The sequence below is a fragment of the Bacillus cereus group sp. N6 genome, assembly GCF_016483705.1.
Taxonomy (GTDB): domain Bacteria; phylum Bacillota; class Bacilli; order Bacillales; family Bacillaceae_G; genus Bacillus_A; species Bacillus_A wiedmannii.
Window position 1 is genome coordinate 230919 of sequence record NZ_JAEHBI010000002.1, and the last position, 20465, is coordinate 251383.

Below are 20465 nucleotides of genomic sequence, written 5' to 3' on the forward strand. Positions count from 1 at the left end.
TTTAACGCTCTTTTTTCCTATTTCCCTTCCGTTACATAAGCCCACTTAAAGCTATATTCTGGACTAATGTTATGTTTCACAATTCCTTTTACATTCGGTTTCATTACATACGCTCTTCCTGTTTGATATAAAGGAACTAACCCTGCATCTTCTTCAAGGAATAATTTTTCTGCTTTCCCTAACGTCTCCCAACGTTTCTTCGCATCACTCATTAATTCATTCCCTGATTTTTGTACCATTTCGTCGTATTTTGCATTTGAATAACTCATTTGGTTATATGGGCTCTTCGATTCAAACATATCAATAAATGTCATTGGATCCGCATAGTCTGGACTCCAACCTGCATAAGAAATTTCATAATCTTGTGCAGTCTCTAATTTTAGTTTTTGTTTGAACGGCTGAATTTTTGTATTAATCGTTACACCTTTTAAATTTTTCTCAATTTGATCTTTTACATAATCAGCAATCTTTTTCGCAGTTCCATCATCATAACTTAGTAATTCAATTGTAACTTGATCTTTTCCAAGTTCTTTTTTCGCTGCTTCCCATGCTGCTGCACCTTTTTTCGGATCATATTTCAGACCATTTTTAAATGTATCTTGGAAATCTTTACCGTCTGGTCCTGTCGCCAGCCCTTTTGGAACCAATTGATCCGTTGCTTTTGAACCATTATTTAAAATAACGTTTGCCAGCCCTTTTTTATCAACCGATAATGCGATTGCTTCACGAAGCTTTTTGCTCTTTAACGGTGTATCTTGTCCGTTACGCTTTTGATTTAAACGTAAGAAGAATGTACTTGCTTCTGAATACTCACCGTACTCATCTTTGTTCGATTTATATTTATCTACAAATTCTCCTGATAGTAATGTAAAATCAATTGATCCTGTATCATATAAGTTTACTTTCGTCGCAACTTCTTTTACTACACTATAGTTAATTTCTTCTAATTTCACAGTCTTCTTATCCCAATACTTATCATTTTTCTTTAGCTGCCATCCTTGTTCATGTTTCCATGAAGACATCACGAACGGCCCGTTATACACAGTTGTATCTGCTTCTAAACCGTACTTATCGCCTTTTTCTTTTACGAATTTTTCATTTAACGGATAGTATGACGGGAATGCTAGTAAATTCAAGAAATATGGTACTGGCTTTTCTAATTCTACTTCTAGTGTATAATCATCTACCGCTTTTGCCCCCAAATCTGTTAGAGGTTTTTCACCCTTATTAATTGCTTCTGCGTTTTTAATATAGTAAGCAATAAATGCGTATTCTGACGCTGTATTTTTATCGAGTAAGCGCTGCCATGCAAATACGAAATCTTTCGCTGTTACAGGATCACCATTCGACCATTTTGCATCTTTCCGTAATTTAAATGTATATTTTTTGCCATCCTCGCTTTTCGTACTAGATTCTGCAGCAGCTGGGATTGGCTTATTATCTTTATCCAAACGATATAATCCTTCCATCGTGTTCCCTAAAATTTGTGACCCTAACGTATCAGTAGATTTAGAAGTATCCATCGTCGGAATTTCTTGATTCTCTGTACGATTTAATACTTGTTTTGCTGCGTATTTAATTTCGGATTTGTTCTCTTCCCCACCACCATTAGACGTCGTAGTTGTTTTCTTCTCCCCACCTGATCCAGAACACGCTGTCAACGCCATACTCATCGCTAAAACTGGCGCTACAACCGCCGTGAACTTTTTCATCTTTTTCTTCATTTTTGTACCCTCCCCAATTATATGTACGAAACTAGATTTGAGTAATTTCCTAATAATTAGTTATCAGAAAATTCTTATTAATTAATATTCTACTATTTTTTCTGATTTTGTAAAGTTATTTTTAAAATATTCTAAAAATTATTCCTTTCACAATAGAAACCTTATATCCATTATTTTTTACATTTAATCTCATAATAAAAAGCATTCCAAAAGTAAAGAATCTACCTTTGGAATGCTCTATTATTTTATCCTTCTATTGTGGACAGCCAGATTCTCAATGCAAGAATAAGATAAGGAACTTGCATATATCCACTTAAAGATAAAACCACTATTTAAAAATTATTTCCCATCTTTTTCAGTCATATATGCCCACTTGAAGCTATACTCTGGGCTAATGTTATGGTGAACGATGCCTTTTGTATTTGGTTTTTGAACGTATGCATCACCACGTTGGTATAAAGGTACAATTGCTACATCTTTCTCAAGAAGCAATTTCTCAGCTTGTCCTAGCTCTTCCCAACGTTTCTTCGCATCGCCCATTAATTCTCCGCCAGCTTTTTTAATCATTTCATCATACTTCTGATCAGAGAAGCTCATTTGGTTATGAGAATGCTTAGACTCAAACATATCTAAGAATGTCATTGGATCCGCATAATCTGGATTCCAACCGCCATATGAAATATCATAATCTTGCTCTGTTTCTAATTTTAGTTTTTGCTTGAACGGCTGAAGTTTAATATTAACTGTTACACCTTTTAAATTCTTCTCGATTTGATCTTTAACATATTCTCCAACTTTTTTCGCATTACCAGTATCATAGTTTAATAGCTCAATTGTAACTTGATCTTTTCCAAGTTCTTTTTTCGCTGCTTCCCATGCAGCAGCTGCTTTTTTCGCATCTGGTTTAATACCGTTTTTAAATGTTTCTTGGAAATCTTTACCGTCTGGTCCAGTTGCTAATCCTTTCGGCACTAAGAAGTCCGCAGGTTTAGATCCATCATTTAAAATAACATTTGCTAAATTTTTCTTATCAATAGAGTAGGCAATTGCTTCACGTAATTTTTGACTCTTTAATGGTGTATCTTGTCCACCACGTTTTTGGTTCATACGAATAAAGTAAGTACTTACTTGTGAATAAGTCCCAAACTCTTCTTTATTGTTTCTATACTTATCAACGAATTCACCTGATAGAAGTGCAAAATCAATTGCATTTGTATCATATAAATTTACTTTTGTAGCTACTTCTTTTACTACACTATAGTTGATTTCATCTAGTTTTACAGTCTTTTTATCCCAATATTGATCATTTTTCTTTAGTTTCCATCCTTGCTCATGCTTCCAATCAGTAAGAACGAACGGTCCATTATAGACTGTTGTATCAGACTCTAAACCGTATTTATCTCCTTTTTCCTTCACGAACTTCTCATTTAATGGATAGTACGATGGAAATGCTACTAAGTTTAAGAAGTATGGTACTGCTTGTTCTAATTCAACTTCTAAAGTAAGGTCATCTACTGCTTTTACTCCTAGTTCCGTTACAGGTTTTTCACCTTTATTAACCGCTTCTGCATTTTTGACTGGGAATGCAATAAATGCATACTCAGCAGCTGTTTTTGGATCTAATAAACGTTGCCATGCAAATACGAAATCTTTTGCTGTTACTGGATCACCATTTGACCATTTTGCATCTTTACGTAATTTGAATGTATATTTTTTACCATCCTCACTCTTCGTGCTTGATTCTGCCGCAGCTGGGATTGGTTTATTATCTTTATCTAAACGGTATAAACCTTCCATTGTGTTCCCCAAAATTTGAGAACCTAATGTATCTGTATTTTTAGAAGTATCCATCGTTGGAATTTCATTTGTTTCAGTACGATTTAATACTTGTTTCGCTGCTAATTTTTCTTCTGATTTGCTATCTCCGCCAGAGCTAGAGTTTGTGCTTGTCTTCTTATCTCCACCTGATGTAGAACATGCTGTTAATGCCATACTCATTGCTAAAACTGGTGCTACAACCGCTGTTAGTTTTTTCATTTTTTTCTTTTTCACTTTCTGTACCCTCCCTAATTCTTAACGCTCTCATTTAAGAATTTTCTGATAATTCTGTTTTTCTTTATATATTTATCAGAAGATTCTTATTAACTATTATTCTACTAATTTTTCGAGTTTTGTAAAGTGTTATTATTGAAAATTTTTAAAAAATTATTTTTTTACAGTAATATTCATAAAAATTCCATAATCTTTTAAAACACTATACCTCATTGAATTCTATGTATTGATTTAATAGTCTTTATATCCCTTCGCTATAAAACACTTGTAAATTATTGTTAATAAATAATGTATATCGTAACAAACCTCTTTTCTACAAAAATAAAAAAGTCAGCTTTGCTGACTTTTTTATCCGGCCATTTTCTTTTTTTTCATTTCCTCTATTACTCTCGTATACTTCTCTTCATCAAATTCATTTTCACTTTTTGCAACAACTACAGTCGCAATACCGTTACCAATTAAATTCACGATAGCACGTGCTTCTGACATGAAACGATCTACACCAAGTAATAGCGCTAACCCTTCTAACGGGATAACATTCATTGCAGATAAAGTAGATGCTAGTACTATAAAACCTCCACCTGTTACTGCTGCTGCCCCTTTAGATGTAACTAATAAAATAGCTATTATAGTTAATTGTTGACCTAGTGAAAGATCGACGTGAAAAACTTGAGCTAAAAATATAGTTGCCATCGATAAATAAATCGTCGTTCCATCTAAATTAAAAGAGTAACCTGTCGGAATGACTAAACCTACTACTGGCTTAGAACACCCGAAGTCTTCCATCTTTGTCATCATTCGCGGCAGTACTGATTCTGATGATGATGTCCCTAGAACAATAAGTAATTCTTCTTTAATATGTGCTAAATATTTCCACAAACTAAATTTGTACAGTTTACAAATAAAATTTAAAACAATAAAAACAAATAATGCCATTGTCGTATATACACAAATCATTAGTTTACCAAGTGGTATTAACGTACTTAAACCATATTTACCAATTGTAAACGACATTCCACCGAATGCCCCAACTGGCGCTAACTTCATAACAATAGATAAAATATTAAAAAATACTTTCGATAATCTTTCAAAAAAGTCGATAACAGGTTGTCCATTTTTCCCGAGCATCGTTAACCCTGCACCGAATAAAATGGAGAAGAACAGAACTTGTAAAATATCACCTTTTGCAAATGCTTCAAACATGTTAGACGGCACAATATGTACAAAGCGGGCAAGAAATCCATCCACTGCATTTCTTGCCCGCTTTGTACATATTGTGAAACATCTCCTCCCTTTAGTTTCGAAGGATCTAATCCATCTCCGGGACGTACAACATTCGCTACGATGATACCAATAAGTAAAGCCGCTGTTGTAACGATTTCAAAATATAATAGTGCCTTCCCACCAACACGACCTACCTTTTTCATACTTCCCATACTTGCAATACCAAGCACAATCGTTAAAAAGATTATCGGTGCAATAACCATTTTAATCATATTGATGAATGTTTCACCAATTGGCTTCATCTCTTGTCCAACACTAGGCCAAATTGCCCCTACTGCAATACCACAAATAATTGCCACAATAACTTGGAATGTTAAATTCTTTACAATTCTCATTTTTAATACTCCCCTGTTTCGTTCATTTCCCCCATACGATTTCAATAATTGCTAATGATGTATTTTATGTAATAGCCCCCCTGCTATTTAACTTAAACCACATCATTATGTTACACTATTATCAATAATTTGAAAATAGTATATAATATTTGAATTTAAATGCCATACTATTAAACATAATAAAAAAGCAGACATTATGCCTGCTTTAATTCTCCTCAATCTGCTTTTCACTTAATCCTAGATGTGTTCTAAGCGTATTACTCAAACTCTGTAGATCTTTTTTATTAGGGTTATAATAATATACACGTTGCCCATTTGGACCGTTGGGTAAATATAAATCATCTCCGCCTAATTGAATCTTTTCAACTGAACCATTTAAACCGTATTTATAAAAAGATAAAATATCATCCATTACTAAATTTGTTTTAAAATCGCCGTCAATCGCCTCAACTATTTTTTCTAGCTTCGTAATCGAGCCTACACTTTTTAATTTACTTAACATCGCTTCAATAACAAGTTGTTGGCGCTGACCTCTCATTGCATCACTATCAATATGACGCGTTCTTGCCAGTGCAAGTGCTTCTTCCCCTGTTAATTTTTGTAGTCCTTTTTTCAAATGGATTGCGTCAGGTTCATCTTTACTATTTTGCTCCGTAAATTCAACTGGGACATTTACTTCAATTCCATCTAATCCATCAACAATTTTAGTAAATGAATTAAAATTAAACTTCACAAAATAATCAACAGGCACTTGTAACAACTTTTCTACTGCTTCCACTGAAGCTTGCGGTCCTCCATCTTTACCATTTTTAACGAAACCACTTCCATATGCATGCGTTATTTTATCTTTTTTCTTTTCAACTGGAACATATGTATATGTATCACGTGGTATGCTCGTTAATTTCACTGTCTTATCATCTTTATTAAAAGTAGCTAACAGTAGTGCATCTGTATGGAAAGCACCATTATACTCCTTTTGTCGTTCTTGATTTTCATCAATTCCCATAATTAAAAGTGAAACATTGTTTGCAATTGGCTTTACAGTTTCCTCACGTAAATGTGATTTTTCACCACGCGCTAAATTTAAACTAGACTTTTGTACGAGATTAGAAGTTTTCATATATACATAAGTACCATATCCAACTCCGCCAAATAGTAATACTACTAACAAGACACTTATTATCGTTGTCTTTTTATATTTTCTTTTATTTTTCTTTTCTCTTGAAGAAGAGGTATTCTCCATATCGTTCCCTCCGTTTTCTATTCATCTAATATATTTTTCAATTTTTCATAATTAGTACTATCCTTTTGAAATACATTCTCTTTCAACCCTTTGTTTATTTGTATCCATTCAGTTGTAATCGAATATTGAATCATACCTTCGTGGAAACTAAGGAACTTTAGCATAATCCCCGTATTTTTCTCTACAACCATTTCAAATTTCCCTCTTAAATCTTCAGATGTACTTACAGGCATTTCTATGTTTATTGTCCCTTCTATTTTGTAGCAATCAAGTCCAAGATACTTCGTTTCTTTATAATTCCAATCTTTATATCGGATTAATAGCTCAGCAAATTCTGATTGCATACTATACTTCGCAAATCCCACATATTCGTCATCATATCGTTTCTTTTCACCTGATTTTCTCAATAATCTTTCCGTAGGATTTAATTTTAATAGTTCATAGTTTCTTTCCTTCGGGCTCCATTTTGTCTCTCTATATGTATACTTCTCATCATCAAATTCTTTTTTCTTGCCCTCGTTATATATAATTGTTCGTTTTTTCGTTAGCTTATCTTCTTTCGAAGAGATACCTCTTTGTTGCTCCGTATCAATCGCATATTTGTATGTTGTAGCGATTCTTGACGAACTAGAATATTCCTCAAATTGTCCTGAAATATTTTTAAAATGATCAATGGAATCCAGCATCTTTTCATGAATCTTTTCTTTATCTGGATAGTTTACGTTCGATTTTATTTCTTCTTCATTTTCATAATCAGAAAACGCCTTTTTCTTTACATATTCAAATACCCCACCATTTTGAGCAAAAATTTGATCAGAAAACTCCGACATAGACACAATGGACAGTGTTAGAACCGCAGCACTTATAGCCATCATATAAACTTTGTAACCTTTCTTTTTTACCGGAAGATTATGTAGTGTACGATTAATCTTTTCATTTAACTCTGGTGGTACTATAACATTCTCTTCTTTTATTCTCTTTTTTATTTTCTCATCAAATAATTTTTCGTTATCCATCCTATACACCTCCTATTCCATCTTTAATCGCTTTTGCAATTGTTCCCTCGCGCGTGACAATCTCGATTTCACTGTTCCTTTTGGCACTTCTAAAAGCTTCGCTATACTTTCTTGATTCATATCTTCATAATAAAAAAGCACCGTAACCGCTCTTAACTCTTCATGTAATGATTGAATCGCATTACACAAATCTATATCTTCATACAGATCACAAGCACTCATATTGTAATCATTTTCTTCTATTACCATTATCTTTTTGTATGATCTAATAATGTTGTTACACTCATTTATCAAAATTCGAATTAACCAAGTTTGAAAAAACTCTTCTTTCTTTAATTTTTTTATATTTTCATAGGCTTTTAAAACTGTTGCCTGTATCGCATCCTCTATATTTGTCTCATCACGTAACATAGCCTTTGCAATACGATACATCTTCATTTTTTCTGTATGTATAAGCGCCATAAACGCTTCATGATCACCTTTTTTCGCTAAGGAAACATCGGTTTCTTCTTTTACAATCATTTTATATAAAGGGATTACTTTCACAATTGCTCCTCCTGTTTCATCCTCACTTCAAATTTAACTTTACATGTATTAGACGGATGAGCCTAGAAAAAGGTTCATTTTTTTGAATATTTCCATAAAAAAAGGTAAACATTCTTCATGTTTACCTTTTTTATACGTAACTCTGAGGACATATCCATTTGGATCGACAACTTTAAAACAATTATTTTCTCATAAAACAATAATGACTTTTCTACATCATATATATAGCTGCACCCCATTCGTTTCCTCCTCATCAAAAAAAGCCCACTCTATCCGTGGACTTTCTACTTTACAACGGTAAATCCCTCTTTCTAAACACTACAATTGCTACTATGAAAATACAAAGTGCTCCAGTAGTTAAACCTATACTCACTGGCCATATATTATATGTTCCCTCAGCAATTTCTTTCGGACGAAATAGCGTAAATAATGATATATTTCTCATCCACTCTAACTTATCGCTTAATTTACCTACCATGTCCGTTACGAAAAATAAAATAGTTAGACTTGCTGAGTAGCTAAGTGCCTTTCTTTCGTCATTACATATACAAGAAAAGAAAAATGAATACGCACTAACGACTAAAAATATTAACCCACCGACTATATTTATCTTCAGGAATAATTCTTTATTTAAGTTATTATCTTGTAGAAACCACTCTGCACCTACTATACCCGCTACATACGTAACAGTTACTATGATTAGTAGCCCTAATACGAGAATAGCCGCTTGCGTGATTGCAATTTGCACTCTAGATACAGGTGTTGCGAGCAAGTATGCCATCGCCCCTTTATCTACATGACGAGCAATTAAATGCGTTGCAACTGTTACACAAAAAATTGTTAATATGATAATAAACAATAGACTATAATATTCGCCAGCTAAAAAATCCATTACGTTTTGAATCGGACTTTCCATTCCAACAATTTTTTTCACACTATCAGGCATAGCACTTATTAATTCATTTAACCCTTTCGCTGATACCATTGAAGGAAAGATCCAAATTATCAACCATAAATATAAAGCTGCACCAGTTGCATAACTCAAAATACTTTTTTGTGTTTCTTTCAAACTAGCTAAAAACAATTGCTTATTCATGCTTTATCCCTTCTTTCTTATCGTAATAATGCATAAATAAATGTTCTAAATCCATTGCTCTCGTTTGAAGCGCTGTTACATTATAGTTTGAAAGTGTTTGTAAAACAGTTTGATAGTTTCCTTGCACAATAATCGATGCTTCTCTACCTTTCACCGCTTCAAATTGCAAATTACATTGTGTAAGAGATTCAATCTCTTCTTGCGATGATACGGTTACATCTATTACCTGTCGTCTCAAGCTTTGTAAATCATGAATATTTTCAACCGTTACAAGGCGACCATCTTTAATTATAGCCACTCTGTCACAAGTTCTCTCAATCTCAGTAAAAATGTGCGATGACATAAGGATTGTTTTCCCTCTTTGCTTTTCTTCTAATATTAAATCGATAAACACTTGCTGCATAAGTGGATCGAGTCCTGATGTTGGTTCATCTAAAATTAACACTTCCGGATCATGCATAAAAGCAGCAACAATTCCTACTTTTTGCTTCATTCCTTTAGACATTTTTCGAATCGGTGTTTTCACATCAAATTGTAGACGTTCTATTAATTCATCTCGTCTTTTCGTATCCTTTAACCCGCGCATTCCTTGCATTAACTTTAAAAACTCTAATCCGTTCATTCCTTCAATAAAAGAAATTTCTCCTGGTAAATAACCAACTTCTCTTTGAATTTTCGCTGCTTCATCCCAGCAATCTAATCCAAAAATTGTCGCTTTACCAGCTGTCGGTTTTATAAATCCCATTAAATTGCGAATTGTTGTGGATTTCCCAGCACCATTTGGTCCTAAGTAACCAAATACTTCCCCTTCTTTTACATCAAATGTAATATGAAACAAACCTTTTCCATTTGAAAACTGTTTTGTGACATTTTGAACTGAAATCATAATTCCACCTCATTTTTTGAAATATTTAATATGTGATATTTCAAAATTATTGTACTCCTCATCTTTCATATTCGCAACAACTTTTTGAAATATTTATATGTCCATATTTCAAAATTATTGTTTTCCATTATTTTTTCTTGTATATTTTAATTGAGGTGATTGCATTGAACGGCTTTGAAAGAGTGAAAGAAAAGAAAAAACGCGCTATTAAAGAGGCGGCTTTCTTATTATTTTCAGAACGTGGATTTAATGAAGTGAAAATAGAACATATTGCAAAAAAAGCAAATGTTTCTCAAGTTACCATTTATAATCATTTCGGAAGTAAAGATGCATTATTTAGAGAGCTTATACAAGACTTTATCATATCTGAATTTCAATATTATAAAGATCTTGCAGAGGAAAAATTACCTTTTCATGAGATGATGCAAAAAATGATTGTAAGAAAAATGAATACTGGTGGGTTATTTCAGCCGGATATGTTACTACAAATGATGCAAAGAGATGAAGAGCTCCGAGAGTTTATTTATAGTTATCAAAACGAAAAAATCCTGCCTTGGTATTTAGAAATACTAGAACAAGCACAGCAAAAAAATGAAATTAACCCTCACCTTACTAAAGAAATGATGTTACTATACATTCAAATGTTCACTAAACTAGGTGATGATTTCGGGGCTCAGCTTCTTGAAGGAGATCGCGAAAAACATATACAAGATATCGTTACGATGTTCTTTTATGGACTGTCCGTCCCAGAAAAATAATGTTTCTAAAGAACAAATACCATCACAAAAAAAACCCTTTGGATATTTAAATCTCAAGGGCTTTTTCATGTCAATAAAATGATTAAAACTAACTTTATCTTAAAGCAGTTAAATGCTGCTTTATAGATAATACCTTATTATAGATTAACTCTTTTAGCATAACTGGCTGAATTGAGATAATTGTTTCACCGAAATTCAGAAAGTAACTTGAAATAAACTCAACTTCTTGTTTGTTAAAATAGCCTGTTATACTATAATTTTCATTTTCTTTTTGTATCCTCATGGAAGGATAATTCTCTTTATCAAAAATATCTTTTCCTTTTGGATTAACAATGACACGAAAATCAATTGCATCCGGCTTTCTGTGAAAAGTTGTAAGATAACTTAACAACTCTTCAAGATTTTTTGGATTCGTATTGCTTGTTTCCTCAATAGAAAGAATTTTATCACATCTAATTATTTGAACATTATTTGTCTCAAAATTAAAGATTTTAGCATACCACTGGCCAAATTTAGATTCTATTCGAATAAATTGGGCGACCAATACTTTTTCCTCATCTTTTTTTAAATATGTTAAATGATAAACTCGCTCAGCAAAAATCCCCTGTAAAATTTCTTTTAAGAACGGACTAAAATTACTATGATTTGTTACTTCAAAAGAAAGCGTTCTTTCCATGATTGAAATATTTTCACTCACATTATCAGGTAATACATGTTTAAATTTATTTTCAAGCGCAATACTTTCTACATTAAATGGTTTTGTCTTGTATCCATTTAGCGTAAGAATCGAAAAGTATAACGCATACATTTCATCCACACTAAAATAAATTGGCGATAACACACTATTTTCTATAATTTTATAACTTCCATTTCTACCCAGTTCAGAATATATTGGTACACCTATTTCTTCCAATGATTGAATATCTCGCAACGCGGTACTTTTAGAAATATCATATCTAGCCATTAAATCTTTTAAATTAAAATATCTTTTATTATTTAAGAAAATAAGCATATCATTTATTCGTTCCGTTTTTTTCATATTTCCCTCCCAAAAAGGTGTCATGTATTGGAACCTTTTTAGTCTATATTATAATTATTAACTAATAAAGGAGTTATATATTTATGACATTAGAAATAGCTATATTTCTTTCAATGAATGGGCAAGCAAAGGAGGCAATTAATTTTTACACACGTAATTTAGAAGCTACGCAGTTAATGATTGTTACGTATGGAGAACTGGCCAAAAGAGATAGTTCTTTTAAAATTACAAGTGAGAATAAAGATCATATTGCTCACTCTGTTTTACAAATTGGGAATACAAAGCTAATGATAGCAGAAGATACAATGAAACCTAATGAACGTTATAACGTTGGAAATAACATGTCACTTTGCATTCAAAGCGCTAATTTAGAAGAAATACAAAGGTTTTATAATAATTTAATTTCCGATAAGCATGTGAAGATAATCTCTCCGCTAGAAAAAAATATATTTAGTGAAGCATATGGGATTATTGAAGATCCTTACGGCATACAAATCCAGTTAATGTATGACAAACGATTAAACTAAATAGTTATCCATATTCACATATTCCTAATAAAAAAGACACGAGTTTCGTGTCTTTTTTACTTTATAGTGATGACTCTACCGGTTTCACTACTTTCAATCGCTAATTGAATAAGTCGAATAACTTCTAAGCCTTCTTGTGCTGTTACAGGTGGTTTCTCACCATTTACTATACTATCTCTTACACCTTTATAATACATGTCATAACAGCCAACTTCTGTTGGAATACGCTCTAGCTTTTCTTCCGTATGTAAAGTAGCAAAATTCTCTTCAGCATCTAATCCATAACCGTTATCGCCTGGCTTCATTCCATTTTTTAATTGTTCTTCCTGTGAATCCATACCGTATTTCACGATAGAACCTTTATCTCCATGCAGTGTAAAGTGTGGACCTTCTTGCTTTACGTAACTGCTACTATGTAAAGTGACACGTTTAACACCGTAGTGAAGTATAACATGGAAGTAATCATCAATTTCTGCACCTGGTCGTTGTTTGATTACATCTGCACTTATCGCATCTGGTTTCCCAAATAATGATAATGCTTGGTCAATTAAATGCGATCCTAAATCATACAGTATACCTGATCCTGGTAAATTCTTTTCTCTCCAGCGATCACGTACATTCGGGCGAAAACGATCGAAATGCGCTTCATATGCGTATAAATTCCCTATTCTATTTTCTTCTAACAATTTCTTTATCGTTAAGAAATCATTATCAAAACGGCGATTATGATACACGCTTAACACCACATTATGCTGTTTTGCTAATGAAATTAGTTCTTCGCCTTCTTCAATTGAAACAACGAATGGCTTCTCCACAACTACATGCTTACCATGTAAAATTGCTTCTTTTACATATGGAAAATGAGTTGTATTCGGTGAAGTAATGACCACTAAGTCAATATCAGCACGATTTACTAATTCCTCAATTGTGCCAACAACTTCAGCATTTGGTAATGCTTGCTTCACTAGTTCTTCTTTTGAAGATAAAATAGCACGAATATCATATTCTTCTATCGTTTGTAATAATGGGATGTGAAATGTTGTACTGGAAAATCCAAATCCTACAATGCCTACACCTATTTTTTCCATGTTGCCCCTCCATCTGTCCCGCTTTAACGGACAGTAAGATTCCTACCTCAAAATTCAGCGAAAGCAAAGAAATTAGTTGAGGAATCAACTGCTCGTAAAAGTCCGATTGATTAAAGTTTCACTTTATGAGAACGATTTCATTCAGTTATTATAACAAGATTATTATTATTTACATAATAATTTGCCTAGAAAAAAGCATCTTGCCATTATTCATAGCAAGATGCTTTTTTACTCCGGTCGTTTTTTTGTCCACGTTTCAATAACTTCACCAGTATCATTAACATCTAGTACTAAACTACCGTTACTATACCGGTCTTTATTTCGATACGCTTTCGGATCAATTTCTTCTACAATATGTTTCTCAGTCTTCATATATACTAGTTCATCATCTCGAACAATTTCAATACCGACAATACGGTATGGATTACGTTTTAACTCTTTAAAAATAACAAGGCCTCGCTTCGCCCTCGTTGATTTCTCAATTTCTGATGCTTTTAGACGTTTTACAGCACCTCGCTGCGTAACAAGAATAAGTTGATCTTTGTCACCATTTAACGGTTTACCAGAAGCGACATAATCATCTTCTTTTAAGTTAATTGCTTTTACACCAGCGGCCCTTACACCGACTGGACTTACTTCATCTTCATGGAAAATAAGTGCATATGCACCATAGGTTGCAAGAACAATATCACTCGTTCCATCTGTTGCAAATATATCTACAACATAATCATCTTTTTTCAAATTCACAGCGACGAACGCTCTTGAATAACGCTGAACTTTATATTGGTTTAATTCTGTTTTCTTAATCATACCATTTCGTGTAACAAATACGATAAATCGTTTTTCTTCTTCAAAGTTCGGTACGACGGTCGCCCAAATAATCATTTCATCCCGCTCGAGTGAAACGAGATTCGCAACGTGTTGACCTAAATCTTTCCAACGAATTTCTGGCATTTCATATACTGGCAGATATATATAGTTTCCTTTATTCGTAAATAAGAGGACTGTCTCTGTCGTATTCGTATCGAATCGCTCCAGTAAGATGTCACCCTCTTTCATACCGAAGTCTTTCCCGTTCGATGCATTATGTGAACGCCAACCTGTTCGTTTCACATACCCTTCTTTCGTTACAGTAACGATGACATCTTCCTGCGGAATCATAACTTCCACATCGATTTTAATTTCCTCAATTTGTTCTTCAATAATAGCACGGCGATCATCACTATATGTTTTCTTTACTCTCTTCAAATCTGTTTTAATAACTTGAAGAAGTCTTTTTTCACTTTGTAAAATTGACTGTAACTCTATAATCTTCTTATTAAGCTCTTCTGCTTCTTGTTCTAGCGCCGTAATATCTGTATTCGTTAAACGATATAGTTGCAGCGAAACAATTGCTTCTGATTGCGCTTCTGTAAATCCAAATTTCGTACTTAAATTATCTTTTGCATTACGTTTATCTTTAGAAGCACGGATTGTTTCAATCACTTCATCTAAAATCGATAATGCTTTCTTTAAACCTTCTACAATATGTTGACGGTTTTCTGCTTTTCTTAATTCATATTGTGAGCGTCTCGTAACAACTTCTTTTTGATGCCCAATATACGCATCCAAAATCTTAGGTAATGTCATAAGTGTCGGACGACGATTATTTATCGCTACCATATTAAAGTTATATGGAATTTGTAAATCTGTGTTCTTATATAAATAATTTAAAATACCTTCAGCATTTACTTCTTTTTTTAACTCTACAACGATGCGAAGACCTGTACGATCTGTCTCATCACGTACTTCAGCAATTCCATCTAGTTTTTTATCTAGACGTAATTCATCCATTTTTTTAACAAGGTTCGCTTTATTTACTTCATACGGAATTTCTGTAATAACGATTTGTTGCTTCCCACCACGGATCGTTTCAACTTCAGCTTTTCCGCGAATAATAATTTTACCTTTTCCTGTTTCATACGCTTTTTTGATACCATCAATCCCCTGAATAATACCACCTGTCGGGAAATCTGGTCCTTTCATAACTGTTAATAAATCATCAACAGTACTATTCGGCTTATCAATACGCATCATCGTCGCATCAATTACTTCCCCAAGGTGATGCGGAGGAATTTCTGTTGCATAACCAGCTGAAATTCCTGTCGATCCGTTCACTAATAAGTTCGGGAACATCGCTGGAAGTACAACAGGTTCTTCACTCGTATCATCGAAGTTTGACACAAATTCCACTGTTTCTTTATCGAGATCACGTAATAACTCAGATGCAATTGGTGATAATCGTGCTTCCGTATAACGCATTGCCGCTGCTGGATCGCCATCCACACTACCATTATTACCATGCATTTCAACTAAAACATTACGTACTTTCCAAGTTTGACTTAAACGTACCATCGCCTCATATACAGAGGAATCACCGTGTGGATGGTAGTTACCAATAACATTACCAACTGTTTTAGCTGATTTACGAAATGCTTTATCATGTACATTTCCTTCTACATACATAGAATATAAAATACGTCTTTGTACCGGTTTTAAACCGTCACGCGCATCTGGAAGCGCGCGATCTTGAATAATATATTTACTATAACGTGCAAAGCGGTCACCTAACACGTCTTCAAGCGGGAGGTCATGAAACTTCTCTGCCTGCATGTTATTCCACCTCCGTCTCCATAATCATTTCATTTTCTAAAATGTTTCCTTCTTCTTGCATACCAAATTGTACATTTCGTTCGATCCATTTACGGCGAGGTTCTACTTTATCACCCATCAATGTCGTAACTCGGCGCTCCGCTCTTGATGCATCGTCAATTTTCACACGAATCAACGTACGTGTTTCAGGATTCATCGTCGTTTCCCATAATTGGTCTGCATTCATTTCGCCAAGTCCTTTATAGCGCTGCAGCATGTAGCCTTTACCGACCTTTTTTGTTACACCATCTAATTCTTCATCAGACCATGCATACTCAATCACTTCACTCTTACCTTTTCCTTTACTTACTTTGTATAAAGGAGGAAGTGCAATAAATACTTTGCCAGCTTCGATAAGTGGTTTCATATATCTGTAGAAGAACGTTAGTAACAATACTTGAATGTGCGCACCATCTGTATCAGCATCGGTCATAATTACAATTTTATCGTAGTTAATATCTTCAACAGCGAATTCATTCCCTACACCACCGCCAATAGCGTAAATGATTGTATTAATTTCTTCATTTTTAAAGATATCAGCAAGTTTTGCTTTTTCTGTATTGATTACTTTACCACGTAACGGTAATACCGCTTGGAAACGTCGGTCTCGACCTTGTTTTGCGGAACCACCCGCAGAGTCACCCTCTACTAGGTACAGTTCATTTTTTTGCGGGTTACGTGATTGTGCTGGTGTTAACTTACCACTTAATGTACCTTCTGATTTCTTTTTCTTTTTACCAGTACGCGCTTCTTCTCTCGCTTTACGAGCAGCCTCACGTGCCTGCGCTGCTTTAACTGCCTTTCTCACAAGAAGTGTAGCAACATCCGGGTTTTCTTCTAAAAAGTAAGCTAAATGCTCAGATACAATTGCATCAATTGAAGAACGAGCTTCACTTGTACCAAGTTTCCCTTTCGTTTGCCCTTCAAACTGAAGTACTTCTTCTGGTACACGTACAGAAACGATAGCCGCTACACCTTCACGAATATCTGTACCTTCTAAGTTTTTATCTTTTTCTTTTAATAACAATACTTTACGAGCATACTCATTGAACACACGAGTCATTGCTGTCTTAAACCCAGCTTCGTGTGTTCCACCATCTTTTGTACGTACATTATTTACAAACGAAAGAATATTTTCTGAGTAGCCATCGTTAAATTGAAAAGCTAGCTCTGCCTCAATTCCATTTTGTTCACCAGTAAAATATACAACCGGATGGATTGAATCTTTTTCTTCATTTAAGTATGAAACGAAAGCTTCGATTCCTGTTTCATAATGAAAGACATCTTCTAAATCATTTCGCTCATCTTTTATTGAGATTTTCATCCCTTTTAATAAGAATGCAGATTCACGTAATCTTTCACATAATGTTTCGTAATTGTAATTTGTTGTGCTAAAAATCGTTGTATCTGGTTTAAAATGTATTGTCGTACCAGACTCTTTCGTCTTCCCGATCTTTTCCAGTGTCGTTGCAGGAATACCACCATTTTCAAAGCGTTGTTCATAAATATTTCCGTCACGTTTAATCGTCACTACTAACCATTCTGACAAGGCATTTACAACTGATGCCCCAACACCGTGTAAACCACCACTTGTTTTATAGCCACCTTGACCAAACTTACCACCGGCATGAAGTACAGTTAAAATAACTTCAGGTGTAGGTTTCCCAAGTTTATGCATTCCCGTAGGCATTCCTCGCCCTTTATCAATAACGCTAATACTATTATCTTTATGTATTACGACAGAAATTTCGTCGCCAAATCCCGCTAACGCTTCATCAACGGAGTTATCTACTATTTCATATACTAAATGATGCAATCCACGGCTATCCGTACTCCCGATATACATACCCGGGCGTTTTCGAACGGCTTCAAGTCCTTCTAGCACTTGAATTGCATCTTCATTATATTGGAACTGATGCTTTGCCAAACTCCTTGCCCCTTTCCTAATCAAATCAGAACATATGTTTCTATTATAGAATAACGCCTCGACTATAGTTTTGGCAAGTTATCTTATCTCTTTTATATACCATTTTCAATAGAAAAATCCTTGTTTTTTCACAAGGATTCCTCTAGGCTACTATTTCAGAAAAATAATCGTTTGTCAACGAGAAATGGATATGTATGCCAAGATTATACATTCCAAACCTTTATCATGATCCAAATGATCAATATCCAAAATGGGATAACAAGTAACAATCCCCAAAAACAGCCTTTAAAAAATCTCATGATGAACACCTCGTTCATCGGCCCTACTTATTTATAAAGAGGGCTGAATCAATCTTTCTCTCTTTAAAACCTATACTATTTTGTCATCGCATGTTCTACTTTAATGCAACGATCCATTATTACAGTATAGCCTTTTTCTTGCAAAAGTTTATATGTATCTTCATCTTGTACTCCTAATTGTGCCCAAAAAACATCTGCATCAATCTCTACAAACTCTTTCGCAACATCCATTAAAAATTCTGAACGACGGAATACATTTACAATATCAACATGTTCCTTAATATCCTTTAGTGAAGAAACTGCTTTTTCTCCAAGCACCTCATCTACTGTTGGGTTTACTGGAATAATGCGATACCCAGCATCTTGCATTGCTTTTGAAACCATATACGATGTACGTTCTGGCTTATCCGATAATCCAACAACTGCAATCGTTTTGCTTTTCTTTAATACTTCACCAATTTCCGTACGAGTTGGGTTTTCAATTGTCATAATTTATCCCTCCTATTCCTTTAGTATAGCCGATAAAGAAAGTCTCTTTCAATATGAAAGAGACTTTCTTTTATTTCAATTATTGATTCTTTGTAGCTGAATTATCTGCTAAAGTAGCTGTTTTCGTCATTTTTTGACCGTTACGATAGAATGTAACTTCTACTTTCTCGCCTACTTTTTTCTTTTCATATAAATATTTACGGAATTGAAGTGAATTTTCTACTTTTTGATCATCTAATGATACTACAATATCATATTGCTCTAAACCAGCTTTTTCTGCAGGTGATATTGGGTAAATTTTACCTAATACAACGCCGTTTGTTACTTCTTTCGGTACTTTCAATTGATTTACTGCATAAGCTTGCACATCTTCTAATGAAACGACACCTACTCCAAGAGCTGGACGTTTCACCACTCCGTCTTTTTCAAGTGATTCAATAACTGGCTTTGCAATATTAATTGGAATAGCAAATCCAATTCCTTCAACTTCTTGTTGTGCAATTTTACTTGAATTAATCCCAATTATTTCACCATTTTGATTAAACAACGCACCACCACTATTACCTGGGTTAATTGCTGCATCTGTTTGAATAACTTGAGCATTCCAATCTGCACGCTTATCGCCATCGATATCTACTGGAATTTCACGTTCTTTGCTACTAATAATACCTTCCGTTACACTTCCATCAAACCCTAGTGGGTTACCAATTGCAATCGCTTTTTCACCCGCACGAAGTTTACTTGAATCACCTAAAGTCGCAACTTTATTTACATTAGATCCATCAATTTCTACAACCGCTAAATCTAACCAAGGGTCTTTCCCTACAAGTTTTGCATCTACCTTTTTACCATCACTTAGTTTTACAGCAAGTTTATTCGCTCCATCTACTACATGGTTGTTCGTTACAATATACGCTTTATTTCCTGCTTTTTTATAAATAACACCTGATCCTGAGCCAGCTTGTTGCTCTTGGCCTGTCGGTTGCATTGCAAATGGATCAACACTTTGTTGCATATTAATAACACCTACAACAACATCTTTCGCGCCTTCAATCATACCAGGTAAATCAGTTTCATTTTTTGCTTTATTGACAACAGGAACTACAGTACCTTCAACTTTTGAATCCGAACTGAATGATGATACAGCCGCTCCATTATTTTGAGCCCATGGCATATATGGTGCCGCAAAACTAATTGTGACAGCCCCAACTACAGCTCCGACTAAACCTGTGAAAAAATAACCTTTTTTACTACCTGATTTTCTCACTTCTCTCGTTTCACTATGCTCTTCATTTAAATTTGGTCCGTCGTAATATCCCATGTTTACTTCCCCTCTCTGGTGAATTCGTATTTTCAGTATAGTCACGTTTTGTGTCCTTCTTGTGAACTCATCGTGAAATCCAATTAAAAAAATACTCTTATCTAACATTGTAGACAAGAAAAGTATTTTTTGTTCATTCCACCT

Annotated in this window: 15 protein-coding genes and 1 pseudogene; 2 read left to right on the top strand and 14 right to left on the bottom strand. The window is 34.2% G+C overall.

The annotated features are described in order from the left end of the window. Positions 1–17: 17 nt before the first annotated feature. The 8 genes and pseudogenes from JDS99_RS02955 to JDS99_RS02990 form a co-directional block, all read right to left on the bottom strand. Positions 18–1724: a peptide ABC transporter substrate-binding protein gene (locus tag JDS99_RS02955; protein ID WP_088064175.1), complete on the bottom strand. Its 1707-nt coding sequence runs from the start codon at positions 1722–1724 to the stop codon at positions 18–20. Positions 1725–2063: 339 nt separating this feature from the next. Beyond that, positions 2064–3776, bottom strand: a complete 1713-nt coding sequence (locus JDS99_RS02960) for a peptide ABC transporter substrate-binding protein (RefSeq protein WP_046954582.1) — start codon at positions 3774–3776, stop codon at positions 2064–2066. 348 nt (positions 3777–4124) lie between these two features. After that, a pseudogene (locus JDS99_RS02965) lies at positions 4125–5395 on the bottom strand (dicarboxylate/amino acid:cation symporter). Between the two features lie 205 nt (positions 5396–5600). Beyond that, positions 5601–6638, bottom strand: a complete 1038-nt coding sequence (locus JDS99_RS02970; RefSeq protein ID WP_098091657.1) for an LCP family protein — start codon at positions 6636–6638, stop codon at positions 5601–5603. A gap of 17 nt (positions 6639–6655) precedes the next feature. Next, a complete protein-coding gene (locus JDS99_RS02975; RefSeq protein WP_060487378.1) occupies positions 6656–7654 on the bottom strand; it encodes a hypothetical protein in 999 nt (332 codons plus the stop codon). A 12-nt stretch (positions 7655–7666) separates the two neighbouring features. Continuing rightward, positions 7667–8200, bottom strand: a complete 534-nt coding sequence (locus JDS99_RS02980; RefSeq protein ID WP_199694528.1) for a sigma-70 family RNA polymerase sigma factor — start codon at positions 8198–8200, stop codon at positions 7667–7669. A 289-nt stretch (positions 8201–8489) separates the two neighbouring features. Then, positions 8490–9296, bottom strand: a complete 807-nt coding sequence (locus JDS99_RS02985; protein ID WP_199694530.1) for an ABC transporter permease subunit — start codon at positions 9294–9296, stop codon at positions 8490–8492. Further along, complete coding sequence (locus JDS99_RS02990; RefSeq protein WP_199694532.1) at positions 9289–10182, bottom strand: ABC transporter ATP-binding protein; 894 nt, start codon at positions 10180–10182, stop codon at positions 9289–9291. The genes JDS99_RS02985 and JDS99_RS02990 overlap by 8 nt, the downstream gene beginning before the upstream one ends. A 137-nt stretch (positions 10183–10319) precedes the next feature. Between JDS99_RS02990 and JDS99_RS02995 the strand changes: the two genes are divergently transcribed. Further along, positions 10320–10940, top strand: coding sequence for a TetR/AcrR family transcriptional regulator (locus JDS99_RS02995; protein WP_152665110.1), 621 nt, complete (start codon positions 10320–10322; stop codon positions 10938–10940). Positions 10941–11034: 94 nt separating this feature from the next. Here JDS99_RS02995 and JDS99_RS03000 read toward each other — a convergent pair whose 3' ends face one another. After that, a complete protein-coding gene (locus JDS99_RS03000; RefSeq protein WP_199694534.1) occupies positions 11035–12003 on the bottom strand; it encodes a helix-turn-helix transcriptional regulator in 969 nt (322 codons plus the stop codon). Positions 12004–12062: 59 nt separating this feature from the next. Here JDS99_RS03000 and JDS99_RS03005 point away from each other — a divergent pair, with 59 nt between their 5' ends. Then, complete coding sequence (locus tag JDS99_RS03005) at positions 12063–12506, top strand: VOC family protein (RefSeq protein ID WP_087982129.1); 444 nt, start codon at positions 12063–12065, stop codon at positions 12504–12506. A gap of 56 nt (positions 12507–12562) precedes the next feature. Here JDS99_RS03005 and JDS99_RS03010 read toward each other — a convergent pair whose 3' ends face one another. The 5 genes from JDS99_RS03010 to JDS99_RS03030 all read right to left on the bottom strand — a co-directional run bounded on the left by JDS99_RS03010 (position 12563) and on the right by JDS99_RS03030 (position 20321). Beyond that, complete coding sequence (locus tag JDS99_RS03010; RefSeq protein ID WP_199694536.1) at positions 12563–13594, bottom strand: oxidoreductase; 1032 nt, start codon at positions 13592–13594, stop codon at positions 12563–12565. A gap of 228 nt (positions 13595–13822) precedes the next feature. Next, positions 13823–16246 carry a DNA topoisomerase IV subunit A gene (parC, locus tag JDS99_RS03015; protein WP_098857222.1) on the bottom strand — a complete coding sequence of 808 codons (2424 nt, stop codon included), beginning with the start codon at positions 16244–16246 and terminating at the stop codon, positions 13823–13825. 1 nt (position 16247) lies between these two features. Continuing rightward, the gene (gene parE / locus JDS99_RS03020) at positions 16248–18212 is read right to left on the bottom strand and encodes a DNA topoisomerase IV subunit B (protein WP_199694538.1); all 1965 of its coding nucleotides are present in this window, start codon (positions 18210–18212) and stop codon (positions 16248–16250) included. Positions 18213–18586: 374 nt separating this feature from the next. Then, a complete protein-coding gene (locus JDS99_RS03025; RefSeq protein ID WP_048565897.1) occupies positions 18587–19000 on the bottom strand; it encodes a CoA-binding protein in 414 nt (137 codons plus the stop codon). Positions 19001–19079: 79 nt separating this feature from the next. Beyond that, the gene (locus tag JDS99_RS03030; protein ID WP_046957742.1) at positions 19080–20321 is read right to left on the bottom strand and encodes a S1C family serine protease; all 1242 of its coding nucleotides are present in this window, start codon (positions 20319–20321) and stop codon (positions 19080–19082) included. Positions 20322–20465 lie beyond the last annotated feature (144 nt).